12 protein-coding genes are annotated in these 14482 nt (G+C 67.4%); 10 read left to right on the top strand and 2 right to left on the bottom strand.

Annotation, left to right across the window (positions count from 1 at the left end; translation table 11 throughout):
• Positions 1–2: 2 nt before the first annotated feature.
• Entirely contained in the window at positions 3–821 is an 819-nt protein-coding gene (locus tag P1L40_RS20310; RefSeq protein ID WP_284011205.1) for a hypothetical protein, read from the bottom strand.
• A gap of 298 nt (positions 822–1119) precedes the next feature.
• Between P1L40_RS20310 and wecB the strand changes: the two genes are divergently transcribed.
• The 6 genes from wecB (at position 1120) to P1L40_RS20280 (ending at position 7399) form a co-directional block, all read left to right on the top strand.
• Positions 1120–2196, top strand: coding sequence for a non-hydrolyzing UDP-N-acetylglucosamine 2-epimerase (gene wecB / locus P1L40_RS20305; RefSeq protein ID WP_284011553.1), 1077 nt, complete (start codon positions 1120–1122; stop codon positions 2194–2196).
• Between the two features lie 218 nt (positions 2197–2414).
• On the top strand, positions 2415–2999 hold the full coding sequence (locus P1L40_RS20300) for an acyltransferase (RefSeq protein WP_284011204.1): 585 nt from the start codon (positions 2415–2417) through the stop codon (positions 2997–2999).
• On the top strand, positions 2996–4102 hold the full coding sequence (locus tag P1L40_RS20295) for a DegT/DnrJ/EryC1/StrS family aminotransferase (RefSeq protein WP_284011203.1): 1107 nt from the start codon (positions 2996–2998) through the stop codon (positions 4100–4102). Before P1L40_RS20300 ends, P1L40_RS20295 begins: the two co-directional genes overlap by 4 nt.
• Positions 4099–5064 carry a Gfo/Idh/MocA family oxidoreductase gene (locus P1L40_RS20290; RefSeq protein WP_284011202.1) on the top strand — a complete coding sequence of 322 codons (966 nt, stop codon included), beginning with the start codon at positions 4099–4101 and terminating at the stop codon, positions 5062–5064. The genes P1L40_RS20295 and P1L40_RS20290 overlap by 4 nt, the downstream gene beginning before the upstream one ends.
• Positions 5061–6410, top strand: a complete 1350-nt coding sequence (locus P1L40_RS20285) for a nucleotide sugar dehydrogenase (RefSeq protein ID WP_284011201.1) — start codon at positions 5061–5063, stop codon at positions 6408–6410. The genes P1L40_RS20290 and P1L40_RS20285 overlap by 4 nt, the downstream gene beginning before the upstream one ends.
• Positions 6407–7399: a polysaccharide deacetylase family protein gene (locus P1L40_RS20280; RefSeq protein ID WP_284011200.1), complete on the top strand. Its 993-nt coding sequence runs from the start codon at positions 6407–6409 to the stop codon at positions 7397–7399. Before P1L40_RS20285 ends, P1L40_RS20280 begins: the two co-directional genes overlap by 4 nt.
• Here P1L40_RS20280 and P1L40_RS20275 read toward each other — a convergent pair.
• Positions 7325–8479, bottom strand: coding sequence for a glycosyltransferase family 4 protein (locus tag P1L40_RS20275; protein ID WP_284011199.1), 1155 nt, complete (start codon positions 8477–8479; stop codon positions 7325–7327). The genes P1L40_RS20280 and P1L40_RS20275 overlap by 75 nt on opposite strands.
• A 147-nt stretch (positions 8480–8626) precedes the next feature.
• Between P1L40_RS20275 and P1L40_RS20270 the strand changes: the two genes are divergently transcribed.
• The 4 genes from P1L40_RS20270 (at position 8627) to P1L40_RS20255 (ending at position 14452) form a co-directional block, all read left to right on the top strand.
• A complete protein-coding gene (locus tag P1L40_RS20270; RefSeq protein ID WP_284011198.1) occupies positions 8627–9829 on the top strand; it encodes a sulfatase-like hydrolase/transferase in 1203 nt (400 codons plus the stop codon).
• A 148-nt stretch (positions 9830–9977) separates the two neighbouring features.
• Positions 9978–10985 carry a DUF1616 domain-containing protein gene (locus P1L40_RS20265; protein WP_284011197.1) on the top strand — a complete coding sequence of 336 codons (1008 nt, stop codon included), beginning with the start codon at positions 9978–9980 and terminating at the stop codon, positions 10983–10985.
• 227 nt (positions 10986–11212) lie between these two features.
• On the top strand, positions 11213–12979 hold the full coding sequence (locus P1L40_RS20260; RefSeq protein ID WP_284011196.1) for a hypothetical protein: 1767 nt from the start codon (positions 11213–11215) through the stop codon (positions 12977–12979).
• A gap of 30 nt (positions 12980–13009) precedes the next feature.
• Positions 13010–14452 carry a lipopolysaccharide biosynthesis protein gene (locus P1L40_RS20255; RefSeq protein ID WP_284011195.1) on the top strand — a complete coding sequence of 481 codons (1443 nt, stop codon included), beginning with the start codon at positions 13010–13012 and terminating at the stop codon, positions 14450–14452.
• Positions 14453–14482: the final 30 nt, after the last annotated feature.

Here is a 14482-nt window from a genome sequence, read left to right as displayed (position 1 = left end):
GGTCACTTCGGTCCGGCGTGGACTGGTGGTCCCTCGCCCTTGTCCTCAGGTGGACCGGCGTGGCCGGGCGGTCCGCCCTCCTTGTCGTTAGGTGGACCGGCGTGGCCGGGCGGTCCGCCGTTTCCGTTTTCTTTCTCCCGCTTCTCGTCGTCGGAGTCCGTCTCGCCGCCACACTCACAGTCAAGTCCCAGGGCTCCGTTGTTGAAATCGTCGAGTATGTCTTTCAGAGCCTCGCCGTCGACGGGTTTCCCGGCCCGGACGACGGTCCAGTCGCGTTGCTCCCCGGGGAAGTTCGAGTGTTCGAGCCAGCTATCGGCGAGCGCGCTGACTTTCGCGACGTTGTTCTCGTCGAAGCCGTAGTCCCTGAGGTCGATGCCGTAGTCGGAGAAGTCCGTGGCCTGATAGACACAGTCCTGTTCGTCTTCTGGCCCGGAGTCCTTGCTCGATCGTAGTTCGAAGTTCAGTTTGGTCGCGAGCAGGGTCTGGGCTAGCTTGACCGCCTTGTCGCCCCTGGTGGGCTTGAGGAGGAACGCCTGCCACTCCTCCATCGTCTTCGAGACGCCGGTCTGTGGAAGCGTGTACTCGCTGCTGGGATCGGAGCAGTCGATCCCGGAGAGGCTCTCGCCGACGGTCGATCCCCCGCCGTTGGGGACCGAACACCAGTCGTGGTTCGCCCAGAAGCCGGGCGTCCGGGGACAGATTGTCGCCGCCGCTGTCCCGGACAGGCCGACCGTACCGATCGCGACGGCGCCGGCGGCGAACGCCCCCTGTCTGAGGACACTCCGTCTCGTTACTCGGGTCTCGGTATCCTTGTCTGTCATGGGTACTAATCTGTTGTTACCCCGTCTGTACCGTGGGGAAGCGCCCCGTTTGTTATACCGAGCTTTCCGTCGGTATCGGGCGGCTGAACCGGGCGGAGGTGGGGGTTGACACCGATCGACAGCGGGGCAGCCTCGAAAGGTGACGATAACAATACTCCCGCTCGGACACCCATCAGCCGAGTGGGTAACAGATGTCAGTATGGACTCGTTTGCCGGTGTCGAGCAGCCAGTCAGGGGACGGCCCGTTCCCGCGAACACGGCCCCCGGCCGAACCGCACCGTTCGTCGGCGGAGCGACGATGAAGGTCCTCAGCGTCGTTGGCGCTCGACCGCAGTTCGTCAAGGCGTTTCCCGTCTCGGAGGCGCTCCGCCGGGAGCACACGGAGCTGTTGGTGCACACGGGGCAACACTACGACGAGGAGCTCTCCGGCGTCTTCTTCGAGGAGTTACCGATCCCCGAGCCGGACCACAATCTCGGGGTCGGGTCGGGCTCCCACGCCGAGCAGACGGCGGCGATGATGCAGGGCCTGGAGTCGCTCGTGGACACCACCGACCCCGACGCCGTGTTGGTCTACGGCGACACGAACTCGACGCTCGCGGGGGCGCTGGTCGCCGCCAAGCGACGCCCGGCACTGATCCACGTCGAGGCCGGGCTCAGAAGCGGCGACCGGTCGATGCCCGAGGAGGTCAACCGCGTGCTCACCGATCACGTCTCCGACCTCCTGTGCGTGCCCAGCGCTCGTGCCCGGACACAGCTCGAACGAGAGGGGATCGACCGCGGGATCTACGAGACTGGGGACGTGATGTACGACGCGATCCGGTACGCCCGGACCGTCGCCACGGAGCACTCGACGGTGCTTGCCGAACTGGGGCTCGATCCGGCGGAGTACGTCCTGGCGACGGTCCATCGGGCGGCGAACACAGACGACCGTGACCGGCTCGGGCGGATCGTCTCGGGGCTGTGTGACAGTCGGATCCCGGTCGTCTTCCCGGCCCACCCGCGGACGGTCGACGCCCTCCACCGGTACGGGCTCTACGACGAGGCACGCGAAGGGCTGGAGCTGATCGATCCGGTCGGGTACCTCGATTTCGTCCGCCTGCTCGACGGCGCAGCCAGGGTCGCGACCGACTCCGGCGGCGTCCAGAAGGAGGCGTTCTATCTCGAAACGCCCTGCGTGACGCTCAGAGAGACGACCGAGTGGACCGAGACCGTCGACTGTGGCTGGAACGTGCTGGTCGGTGCCGACCGGGCGGCGATCCGTGACGCGCTCGCCGCGTCGCGCCCACGCGGGCCGAAACCCGACCTCTACGGCAACGGGCAGGCTGCCGAGCGGATCGTCGAGGCGATCGACGACCTGTCGGGGTCGGACAGGTAGGCACCGCTGCCGTCACCAGCAGTGGTCCACCGGCTGCGCGAGGGGATATCACACCCCCTACCGCCGTCGTAGCGGCTGAAAGGGACGAATAACAAAACGACGATCTACCGACCATCTACCAGATTCAGGGGCGTGTACCCCCGAACGCTACCGATGTCACCGAACTCACCGCCCAGACGAGAGCAGAGGTACCGACCCACCGCCGACGGGGGGCGCGAATGACACACCGCCGACTCGGCGAGAACGTCGAGATCGATCCGGGCGCGACCGTCGGCTACGAACACCGGGCCGACCCCGAGCCCGCGCGGATCGGCGACGACTCGACGATCCGCTCGGGGACGATCGTCTACGCCGACACGGAGATCGGCCGCGGGTTCACGACCGGTCACGACGCCCTGGTCAGGGAAGACACGACCGTCGGCGAGGACGTTGTCCTCGGGACGAAGGCCGTCCTCGACGGGGATGTCTCGGTCGGCTCCGCCGTCAGCATCCAGACCGGGGTGTACGTGCCGCCGGCGACGACGATCGAGGACCGGGTGTTTCTCGGTCCCCACGCCGTCCTGACGAACGACCCGTACCCGTTGCGGGTCGATCGGGAGCTCGACGGCCCGACGATCCGAACGGGCGCGTCGATCGGCGGGAACGCGACGGTGCTGCCCGGCGTGACCGTCGGTGCCGGCGCGTTCGTCGCCGCGGGCGCAGTCGTCACGACCGACGTACCTCCGGAGACGCTCGCAATCGGCGTCCCGGCCCAGCACCGCCCCCTTCCAGAGTCGTTGACCGGGGGGAACGTCCTGGCATGATCCCCGTCGCCGACCCGCAGTTCGGAGCCGAGGAGGTCGACGCGGTCAGTGAAGTCCTCCGAGACGGGCGTGTCGCAGACGGGCCCGAAGTCAGACAGTTCGAGTCCGAGTTCGCCGACTACTGTGACGCGAGCCACGGGGTCGCGACGGCCAACGGGACCGCCGCCCTGCACGCGATGCTCGAAGGGGTCGGGATCGGCCCCGGGGACACGGTGGTCACGACGCCGTTTTCCTTCGTCGCCAGCGCGAACGCGATCCGGCTCGCCGGGGCGACACCGGCGTTTGCCGACATCGATCCCAGGAGCTTCACCCTGGAGCCCCACGACACCCGGCGCGTCGTCCGCGAGACCGACGCCGAAGCGATCCTGGCCGTCCACCTGTACGGCCTGCCGGCGGCGATGGACGCGCTGGCCGAGATCGCCGCCGCGGAAGACGCTCGCCTGCTGGTCGACGCGGCACAGGCTCACGGCGCCCGCTACCGGGGCGACCCAGTTGGAAGCCGGGCCGACGCGACGGCCTTCTCGTTTTACCCGACCAAGAACATGACGACCGGGGAGGGCGGTATGGTCGTCACCGACGAGGAGGGCATCGCCGACCGGATCGCCAGCTACGTCAACCACGGCCGGACCGACGGTGGCGGGTACAGTCACGAGCGGGTGGGTCACAACTACCGGCTCACCAGTCTGGCGGCGGCGATCGGCCGCGTCCAGTTGCAACACCTCCCGGACTGGGTCGAGACCAGACGCGACACCGCGGCGGCGTTGACACGCAGCGTCGAGACGGTGCCAGGGATCGAGCCACCGGTCGAGCCGGCCGGCCGCCGCCACGCGTACCACCAGTACACGGTGCGCTGTACCGGGCAGTCCCGGGACCACGTCCGTGACCACCTCGCGGACCACGGCGTCGGCGCGGCCGTGTACTACCCGACACCGATCCACAAGCTGGGCGCCTACGACGGGTTCGACGCCGACGCGCCGGTCGCCGAACGGGTCGCCGAAGACGTGCTCTCGCTCCCGGTCCACCCGGGGCTCTCGGACGAGGACATCGATCGGATCACCGCGGCACTAGACGCGCTCGATTCGGCGACGGAGGTGAGCGCGTGACCGTCGCCGTCGGCGTCGTCGGCGTCGGGGCGATGGGGCGACACCACGCCCGGATCTACGCCGAGAACCCGGCGACCGAACTCGTCGGTGTCGTCGACCAGGACACGGAACGAGCCCAGGAGATCGCCACGAAGCGGAACACGCGAGTGTTGTCGTTCGACGAGCTACTCGACGCCGCGGACGCGGTCTCGGTCGCCACGCCGACGGCGTATCACGCCCAGATCGCCTGGGAGGCGCTGGGCGCGGGCGTCCACGTCCTCGTCGAGAAACCGTTCGTCGACGACCCCGACCAGGGGCGACAGCTCGTCGAGCGGGCCAGGACGAACGACCTCGTCTTGCAGGTCGGACACGTCGAGCGGTTCAACCCTGCCGTCGAGGTCCTCCGGGACGTTGTCGCAGAGACGGACATCGTCGCCCTGGACGCCCAGCGTGTCGGGCCGCCCCTGAACCGGGCGATCGACAACAGCGTCGTCCTGGACCTCATGATCCACGACATCGACATCGCGCTGTCGCTGGTCGACAGCGAGACGGGGTCGATCACCGCCGTCCGGGCCGACAGCTACCCGCACGTGACCGCCAACCTCACGTTCGAGAGCGGGACGGTCGCGACGATGACGGCCGGCCGGGCCTCACAGCGACGGGTCAGAACGCTCTCCGTGACGACCCCCGAGTCGGTCGTCGAGGTCGACTACCTCCGGCGGTCGATCGAGGTCTACCGGCAGTCCCTCCCGGAGTACGTCGAGACGGACGGCGAGGTCAGATACCGCAACGAGTCGGTCGTCGAGCGCCCGGTCGTCGAGAACGGGGAGCCGCTGAAGGCCGAACTCGCGGCGTTCGTCGAGGCCATCGAGTCGGGGACGGAACCGATCGTCACCGGCGAGGACGGACTGCGGGCGCTCGCGGTCGCACGCTCGATCGAGGAGAGCGCGACGGACGAGGAGACGGTGGTGACCAGCCTGTGAGTCGAACGACGCTGCCGCGCCCGTACGAGTCGACGCTTTCCGCCGACCAGTTCCGGGCGGCGGTTACCGACGGCCGGTTCCCGGTCGCCGTCGTCGGCCTCGGGAAGATGGGGCTGCCGCTCGCGGCGGTCTACGCCGACGTGACCGGGAACGTCGTCGGCGTCGACCGGGACGGAGATCGTGTCGCCGCGATCAACGACGGCCGGACGCCGGTCACCGGGGAGCCGGGGTTGCCGGACCTGGTCGAGCGGACCGTCGCCGACGGGGCTCTCAGGGCGACCACCGACGGCGTGTCGGCGGCCGAGGACGCCACGATCCACGTCCTGCTCGTCCCGACGACCAGCGGGGCGAAACAGGGGGCCGACCTCACCGCGATGCGGGCCGCGGCCGAGACGGTCGGCGACGGCCTCTCTGCGGGCGACCTCGTGGTCGTCGAGTCGACCGTCCCGCCCCGGAGCTGTGCGGACGTGCTCACGCCGCTGCTGGCCGTCGAGAGCGGGCTCGATCCCGAGGCGTTCGGCGTCGCGTTCTGTCCGGAACGGACCGCGAGCGGGCGGGCGCTGCGGGACATCCGTGGGGCCTACCCGAAGGTCGTCGGTGGTACGGACGAAGCGGCCACCCGTGCCGCGAGGCTCGTCTACGAGGAGATCACCGACAACGACGTGGTTCCAGTCGACGCGACCACCGCCGAGTGCGTGAAGGTCTTCGAGGGGGTCTACCGGGACGTGAACATCGCGCTGGCGAACGAACTGGCGACGTTCGCCGACGAACTCGACGCCGACGTTCGGGAGGCCATCGCCGTCGCGAACACGCTCCCGATGTGTGACATCCACGACCCCGGAGTCGGCGTCGGCGGCCACTGCATCCCGTACTACCCCTATTTCCTCCTCTCGGAGTTCGAGACCGACGGCCCGCTCATGCAGGCCGCCCGCGAGGTGAACGACGCGATGCCGGTCGCCGTCGCCGACCGGCTAATCGAGTGTCTCGACGGGAGCGGCGGGATGGACGATATCAGGGTCGTCCTGCTGGGCGTGACGTACCGGGCCGGCGTCGCCGAGACGCGGAAGTCGCCGGCCATCCCGCTCGGCGAGCGGCTCATCGCCGCCGGCGCGGACGTGGCGGCCGTCGACCCGCTGATCGAGGGCGGCGACGACCTCCCCTTCCCGCTCGTCTCGCTCGACTCGGTCCGCGAGTCGCCGCCGGACGCGGCCGTCCTCGTGACTCACCACGATACCTTCGACGGGATCGACTGGGACAGGCTTCCCCCGATGGTCGTCCTCGACGGCCGCGGGACGCTCGACATCGACTCGACACACCACGACGTACTCACCGTGGGCCGACCATGAGCCCGGACGGATCAGCCAACGGGGGACTCACCGGTGTCGACACCGACGACTGGACGCGAACCGAGTTAGCGCCGGACGCCGAGTGGCCCTTCGTCGTCTGTCTCACCCACGACGTTGACCGGCTGAGCCACAGACTTCCCACGCTCGCGCGACTCCGCGAGGCCCCCAGTGCTCGCCGTCTCCGGCGACTGCTCGGTGACACCGCACCCTACTGGCAGTTCGGGACGATCCGTGACGTAGAGCGGGACCTCGGCGTGCGGTCGAGCTTCTACTTCCTCAACGAGAAGTCGCTGTTCACCGACAAGAGGCCTAACCACTGGGTCCGGCCACAGTCGTGGTCGCTGTACTCCTACTACGACATCCAGCGGCCGGCCGTCAGAGCGGTCATCGAGACTCTCGCCGATTCGGCGTGGGAGGTGGGGCTGCAAGGCTCCTACGAGTCGTTCGACGACCGTGTCAGGCTGGCCTACGAGAAGTCCGTCCTGGGCGAGATAACGGGCACACGGATCCGTGGTGGCCGCCAGCACTACCTAAACGGCCGTTTCCCCGAGACCTGGCGTCACCACCGAGCGATCGGGCTCGTCTACGACACGACCTTGGGGTCGGCGACGGAGTACGGGTTCGACTACGGCCACGACGTGATCCACCCGTTCGGCGACGACTTCGCCGTCTTCCCGCTGACGGTGATGGACCAGGCCCTCATGGAGTCGACCGACTCCGTGGCCGCGGCGAAGGGCGCGGTCGACCGACTCCTGACCACGGCCCGGGAGACCGGCGCCGTCGTGACCGTCGACTGGCACCAGCGGACCTTCGACGACCTCGACTTCCCCGGCTACGCCGACGTGTACCGGTATCTGGTCGAACGGGCGCTGGAGTTGGGTGCCTGGGTCGGGCCGACGGGGGACGCCTACGAGCTACTGGTCGAGGGTGACGCGGGACGCCCGGTCGCCGGCGTCACGCCCGCCGCCGTCGACGACGGCGTCCGGTAGCCCCGCCTCGATCCGATCGACGACGCGGCGAATGTCGTTGTGTTCACGGGCGTACTCGAAGGCGCTGTCGCCGAGCGCGCGCCGTCGCTGTGGGTCGGTGATCAACTCACGGACACGGTCGGTCAGCGTCTCGATGTCACCGACCGCGTAGTAGCCGGTGGGGTGGTCGCCGGCGTCGTCCGTGGGGTCGACGTTGAGGCTCACGACCGGCGTCCGACGGAGCCACGACTGGATGAAGGTGTTGGGGAACCCCTCCTGTGTGCTGGTGTTGACGAACACCGACGCCTGTTCGATGTAGTCGTCGCTCTCGGCGACGGTACAGCCGCCCAGATAGCGGAGGTTCGGGAGCCGGTCGGCCTGCTCGGTGAGGCGGTCCGCGAGCGCGCGCTCGACCGGTCGGCCGACGAGCCAGAACTCACACGGGAGGTCCCGACACCGGCGTGCAACCTCGACGAAGCGTTCGGGCTGTTTCCAGGGTTTGATGCTCGCCAGCCAGAGGACCACCGGGGGGTCGTGTTTCTCCGGCGGCGTCTCGGGGACCGGCTGCCCGTTGCCCGTGAGCACGCCGGTGAGTCCCCGGTTCTCGCGCAACAGTCGTTGCTGGCGCGGCGTCTGGACGAACAGCGTGTCCGGCACCGGGAGGAAACTCCGCCGGAAGCCGAGTTTGGCCCGCCGGTAGGCGGTGTGGACGATGGTCTCGTCGGGCTTGCCGGGCCAGCCGGCGAACCGCGGGAGACACTGCGCGTCGTGGGAGACGTTGTAGACGACGTGGGCGTCGGTATCCAGGCGGAACAGCAGCGAGAACGGGATGTCGCCGAGGTTGCGCAGGTAGAGCACGTCCGGCCCGATCCGATCGACCGTCTCCCGGAGCCGTCCCCATCTGTCGAGGCCGCCGTCGGTGTCGAGCCGATGGACGGTCACCCCGTCGTGGTCGGTCACTCGCTGGCTGTCGGCGTCGAACGCGACGTAGGTGCTCTCGTGGCCCCGATCCGCCAGTTCGGCACAGATCAACTGCGCCTGTAGCTCTGCCCCACCCGGCGTGTCCGACGGGTGTGTCCCGAGGACGGCACAGAAGTGCATTTCCCGGGCGTAGCCCGCCACCGAATAAAAGTATGGTCGGCGTACACGCGGCGATCGGCACAAGTGGCTGTCACGCGGCCAGTCGCGCCGCCGGCGCCGTAGGTATCGGAGTCGTAACTAAACCGGGATCGCCCGATTACCGGGCACATGGTTCGAGCGGCCCTCTCGTCGATGGCCAGCGGTTCGGTCGAGAACGTCCTCGTCTACGTCAGCGACAGTCTGCGCTTCGACGCGCTGCCGGCGTCGGTCGCCGAGGTCGGCGTCACCGGCCGCGGGATCGCGACCAGCACGTTCACTGCCTCGGGCTTCCCGTCGATCCTCACGGGGACCTACCCCGCGACCCACACCGTCTGGTCGTTCGAGGACGCGCTGGCTCGCCGGCCGGCCCTGCTGGCGGCGTTCGAGCAGTCCGGCATCGACGCGACCCACGTCTGGAGCAACGTCGACGACCCGGCGACGAAACCCCCGCTGCGCATCTGTGGCGAGTCCGCGGAGACGACCCTCTCGGACCTCGATCCGCCGTTCTCGCTGGTCGTCCACGACCGCGGGGGACACATGCTGTACGGGCGGCGCGAGCGGGCCGACGAGTGGGCGACACACGGCGAGTTCTTCGACGAGTTCGGCGGGGATCGGGCGGCGATCAGGGAACTGTACGGGGAGGGTGTCGCGGAGTCCGTAGAACGGTTCCTCGATATCCGCGCGGCGCTGGACTCGCGGGGACTGCTGGAGAGCACGCTCGTCGTCTTCACGAGCGACCACGGGGAGTTGCTGGGGGAGTACGGCGGGCTCTACGGCCACGGCACACCGCTGGTCCCGGAACTCGTGACCGTCCCCGTCGTCTTTACCGGGGCGGGTCTTCCGGAGGGGGTTCGGTTGAACGGGTGTCTCTCGACGGCGGACATCACGCCGACCGCGCTCGGTGCGGCCGGTGTGGGCCACGGGCGGACGGAGGGGCTCGACCTCTGGGACCAGGCGCCACCGCCGGGCCGCCTCGCCCGCGCGGAACTCTGGAAGGAGACGACTTACGACGGCGTCGAGTACAAGGCGACATCCGTCTGGACGGACACCGGCGGCTACGTCCGCCATCTCAACCCGCTGCACGGACGGCTGGCACACCTCCTGGGGACCAAGTTCTACCTCGCCGACTACGCGAACATCGTCCGGCGACCCTCGCGTGGCTACCTCCCCCTGGCCGGGAGTTTTCTCCGGACCGAACGCACGTACGGCGAAGCGCCCGACCGGGAGCGCATCGAGGAGGCGCTCGTGACGACCTTCGTCGAGAACGACGGGGCGACGACCGCGCCGGCGACCGACCGGGAGCACCTCCGACAGCTCGGCTATCTGGAGTGAGTCGGGCCGGCCTCGATCGCCCGCGAGCGGTCACGACGCGTCCCGGGCGGTAAGCCGAGCTTACTCGCCGCTGTGATCGGATCTCCGTCTGTGCGCGTCCGATGGTACAGGGTGGCTAACTATGCCGGTCGTATAAAAACGAGGGGGCATGATACGGGAGTACCTGGATGGGGACTCGCTCCGTCGGTTGCTCGGGGGGCTCGCTGATATCGGAATCGTCATCGGACTGGTGGTCGTCGCGGACTTCTCGTTGCTGTACACCGGCGGCGTCGAATCGCCGGGGCGACTCGCGTTCGAGGTCGCCGTCGTGCTGTTCGGTCCCGGGTATCTGGCTGTAGCGGCCCTGTTCCCGGCAGCCGGGCGACCCGCGACGACGGGAGCGGAGAGCGACCACGCCGGCGGGATCACCCTGCCAGAACGGCTCGGGCTCTCGTTCGTGGTCGGTATCGCCCTGGTTCTGCTGCTCGGGTTCGTGCTCAACCTCACGCGCTGGGGCATCGCACGGCGGCCGCTCCTGGTGGGGATCAACGCCCTCGTCGTGCTGGCGGCGCTGCTCGCGGTCGTTCGCAGGGCCGCGCTTCCCCCGTCGGACCGGTTCACCGTGGCGGTCCGCGGGCGCTTCGCTGCCATCGCCGGCAGTGCGGTCCGACGGGACTCGGTCGTTACTGTCCTCCTCAACGTGCTCGTCGTCGTGAGCCTCCTGGTCGCCGTCGGGAGCGTCGGCTACGCCATCGGCGTCCCGTCGTCAGGGGAGAACTACACAGAGTTCTACCTCCTGACCGAAGCGGACGACGGCACGCTCGTCGCCGACGACTACCCGACGACGATCCAGGGAGGCCAGTCCGAACAGGTCGTACTTCGCGTCCGGAACAGGGAACACCGACCACAGCGGTACACGGTCGTCGTCGTCGAGCAGCGGCTCCGGAGGGACAACGGCTCGGTCTCGGTCGCCGACCAACGCGAACTCGACCGCGTTCGGGTCTCCCGACTCGGACACAACGAGACGTTCACCCGCCCCTACGACATCGCGCCGACGATGACCGGCGACATCCGGATCGCGTTCCTGCTGTATCGGGCGGACCCGCCAGAGACGGGGGTCGGAACGGACCCCTACCGCCGCCTCCAGCTCGGCGTGAACGTGACCGGCCAAGCATGAGAACAGTGAACATCCGACAAACGGTCGTACACGGCGCTTCGGGCGGTTTCGCCGGCACATACACGGTGACTAACTATACACCGGTCGCTACAACTGCGGGACAATGAGGGAGCACCAGACAGCCACAGACGGCGTGAAACCACCGATATCGGCCAGTATTGGTTCGACAGGACGACAGCAGTCAGTGGCCGGGCCGATAGCCCAGTCGTACCGGGTGTCGAGGACGGATGAGTAGTGGCTATCAGCGCCGCGTCAGTGCAGTCGTCAACGTGGACCTCGACCGGGTCCGGGTTTCGAAGCTGCTGTACGCGCTCGCGGGGGTCCAGATCGCCGCGCTGGCGATCCTCGCTCACCGGCTCTACCCGCTGACGTATCTCGATACCGGCCTGCTGTGGATGTACGAGTACTGGCTGTTGCTGGTGTCGCTCATCGTCTCGGCCACGCTGATCGCGTACTACGGGAAGACAGCGATCAGCGGGTTCCTGGCGACGCTCCTGTTCTATCTGACGCTCAACATGAACCAAGTGCTGTATTTCAGCGTCGTCGGCGGCGATACGACCGGCGAAATCGCCGATCTGACCGTCCTCTCACGGTTTAGCCACGTCGATCCGGGACTGTCGGTGAACTACACCTTCGCGCTGACGCTGTTGCGCCTGTTCGAACTCGACGGTGCGGTGGCGACGGTGAACGTGGGGTATCACGTCTACTTCCTGCTGTTGACCGTCGGCGTCTGGCTGTTCGCCTACCGGTTGGGGAACGGCTTTTTCGCCTTTCTCACCGCGGCGGCGTATCTCGTCGTCTCGCTGGTGCCGCTGAACAACCAGTTCGTCCCGCAGATGCTCGCGCTCGTCTTCCTCGTCTTCCTGTTCTACCAGATCGACCGGACCGGTCGCCACTGGCGGGTGTTCGAGTTCGGCGTCTTCCTCTGTCTCTCGCTCTCGCATCCGGTCTTCCCGCTGTTCTATCCACTCGCGTTGATGATTCGGCCGACCGTCACGTCGCTCGTCGACAGCTACGCCGACGATCAGTCGTTCACGACGGCCTACGAAGTGTTGCTCCACCCGATAACCCTGCTGCGACGGACGCTGGCACCGTCGACCTGGCTCCCCGACGACCGGTGGATGTACCTCCGGCTCGGCGGGCTCTGGTTGGTGTACTTCCTCGGGACGACACCGACGGATCTCTACGCGCTGGTGGTCGGCCCCCGGGTCGAGACAACCGGGAATCCGCTCGCCGATATCGCGAACGCGTTGCTCTCCGGCGGCGGTTCCGGCGGAGCCGACGCCGGCCCGCAGCTGCTCTATCACCTCGTGCCACAGTCGGTCGACGCCGCGGTGACGTGGGGAAGTCGGGGCCTCGTCGTCGCGATGCTCGGCCTCCTGGTGGTCTCGTTGCTGTTCAACGACCTAGAGTCGCGGGTGCTGGCCGAGTATCGCCTGGAACTCCTGCTCGTCTGTGTCGCGCTGTTCGTCGTCGGCTGGGGGATCCAGTCGACGTACTCGACGCGGGTGTTACAGGTCGCGTTCCTCCCCGTCGCGCTGTTTTTCTACGGACTGAAGAGACACCGAAAGTACGCCGTCGTCCTGGTGGTCCTCCTGGCGCTGTGCTCGCCGGTTCTTCTGGCGAACAACCACGTGAACAACACGATCACCGCAGGCGGATCGACCATCGGCTATCACGAGACACGGGCCGGACAGACCATCGACCAGCACTACCGGGACGCGGACGCCGTGGTCGTCCCGCCACACACCCCGTATCCGGTCGGCACGTTCGACGAGCGCCGAGCGGCGGACATCCAGTTCATCCTCGACGGGGATATCTCCGCACCCGACACCGGGCTGATGATCCACTCCGAACGGTTGGCGTACTACATCCAGTATCGCAATCGTGACTGTACGATCCGGGCGGAAAACGAAGATATCGTCTACGACAACACGGTACAGGTCGTCTGGCAGTCCGGTGATCGAGCGTTGCTCGACTGTCAGCCAGTATAACTCTCACAGAACGCGTTCACGAGCTAGCCGATGGATTTCAGAAAAGTCCTCACCGATTCGGGCGTCTCCCTGTTCCGGCAGATCGTCTCTCTCTCCAGGGGCATCCTCGTCGTCCCGATCATCACGAAACTGATCGGCGTCGACACCTACGGGGTGTGGACGCTGGTGTTCTCCGTCGTCACGATCTACGCCGGCGTCGGGGGGCTCCACCTCCACGGCGCCCTGATCCGGTACGGCCCGAACGAGGAGACCGACGGCCAGACCGTCTCGGACCTGCTGGCGATGGCGGTCGTCACGGCAGCGCTGGTCGGTCTGTTGGTGCCGGTCACGATCGATCTCCTGGATGTCGTCCAGCTCAGCGAGACGGTGGTCGGGCTGTCGATCCCCGTCATCGCGGCGATGCTCGTCGTCGCACAGATATTCGGCCAGATCGTCAAAAACATCCCGCGCGCGCAAAATCAGGTGAAACGGTACGAGCTCATCACACTGGTGACACAGACGTTCCAGACGGCGGCGCTCGTGGCGACGCTGACGATCACCCGCAACATCGCCGCCGGACTGCTGTCGATCGTCGTCGCGATGGTCGTGGTCTACGCGGTCGTCGCGCTCATCTATCTGCCACAGCGGCTCCGCCTCCCGGAGGTCGGGAACGTCAGACGATATCTCTCCTACTGCTCGCCGATGGTGTTCAAGGAGTTCTCGCACAAGATGCTCTCCGAGTCCGACCGGTTCATCGTCCTCTTCTTGCTCGGTCCGACGGCGGTCGGGATCTACTCGGTCGCCTACGGCGTGGCGGCGCTGTTCCCGAACCTCACGAACGTGTTCAACTCCACGCTGTACCCGACGATCACGTCGGCTTGGGACGAGGGCGACACCGCCGACATCCGGCGGTTCTACTACAACTTCCTGATCGGGTACGTCCTGTTGACCATCCCGATCCTCTTCGGATTGACTCTGCTTGCCGAACCCGTCTTGCGTCTGCTCGCTACCGAGACGGTGGCGACCGAGGGGTGGCTGCTGGTCCCGGTCGTGACCGTCTCGTTCATTTTCCGGGGGTTCGAGACGGTCCTGACCTACGTCCTCAACGCCGCCGAGGAGACCGGCAAGGTCGCCAAGGGCACCATGATCGCGTTCCTCACGAACTTCGGGCTGAACGTCGCGCTCATCCCGGTGGTCGGCCTCATGGGGGCGGCGATCGCGATGGCAGTCAGTATGGCCATCCGGCTGGGATACATCTACTACTACGTACGCCAGCACATCGCGATCCCGATTCCGACCCGACGGATCGCCAAGTCCACCTTTAGCTCGGTCGTCATGGCGGTCGTTCTCGTCTATCTCGTCGTCACGCCCGACAGCGCGATTCTCCGGCTCGTCGTCTACCCGCTCGTCGGTGCCAGCGTCTACTTCACGGTCGTCTACTCCGTCGGCGGTCTCACGCGGCGGGACATCAGACAGATCCGCGCGTTGCTCTGATCCGAGCGGCGACCCCGTCGAGGGGGCCGC

It is taken from the genome of Haloarcula pelagica (assembly GCF_030127105.1).
Lineage (GTDB): Archaea > Halobacteriota > Halobacteria > Halobacteriales > Haloarculaceae > Haloarcula > Haloarcula pelagica.
This window is presented reverse-complemented; position numbering and strand designations above follow the sequence as displayed.

Excerpts from the sequence above, each read along its gene's own strand:
- P1L40_RS20310 (WP_284011205.1), bottom strand. The coding sequence starts at position 821 with ATGACAGACAAGGATACCGAGACCCGAGTAACGAGACGGAGTGTCCTC.
- wecB (WP_284011553.1), top strand. The coding sequence starts at position 1,120 with ATGAAGGTCCTCAGCGTCGTTGGCGCTCGACCGCAGTTCGTCAAGGCG.
- P1L40_RS20300 (WP_284011204.1), top strand. The coding sequence starts at position 2,415 with ATGACACACCGCCGACTCGGCGAGAACGTCGAGATCGATCCGGGCGCG.
- P1L40_RS20295 (WP_284011203.1), top strand. The coding sequence starts at position 2,996 with ATGATCCCCGTCGCCGACCCGCAGTTCGGAGCCGAGGAGGTCGACGCG.
- P1L40_RS20280 (WP_284011200.1), top strand. The coding sequence starts at position 6,407 with ATGAGCCCGGACGGATCAGCCAACGGGGGACTCACCGGTGTCGACACC.
- P1L40_RS20275 (WP_284011199.1), bottom strand. The coding sequence starts at position 8,479 with ATGCACTTCTGTGCCGTCCTCGGGACACACCCGTCGGACACGCCGGGT.
- P1L40_RS20270 (WP_284011198.1), top strand. The coding sequence starts at position 8,627 with ATGGTTCGAGCGGCCCTCTCGTCGATGGCCAGCGGTTCGGTCGAGAAC.
- P1L40_RS20265 (WP_284011197.1), top strand. The coding sequence starts at position 9,978 with ATGATACGGGAGTACCTGGATGGGGACTCGCTCCGTCGGTTGCTCGGG.
- P1L40_RS20260 (WP_284011196.1), top strand. The coding sequence starts at position 11,213 with ATGAGTAGTGGCTATCAGCGCCGCGTCAGTGCAGTCGTCAACGTGGAC.
- P1L40_RS20255 (WP_284011195.1), top strand. The coding sequence starts at position 13,010 with ATGGATTTCAGAAAAGTCCTCACCGATTCGGGCGTCTCCCTGTTCCGG.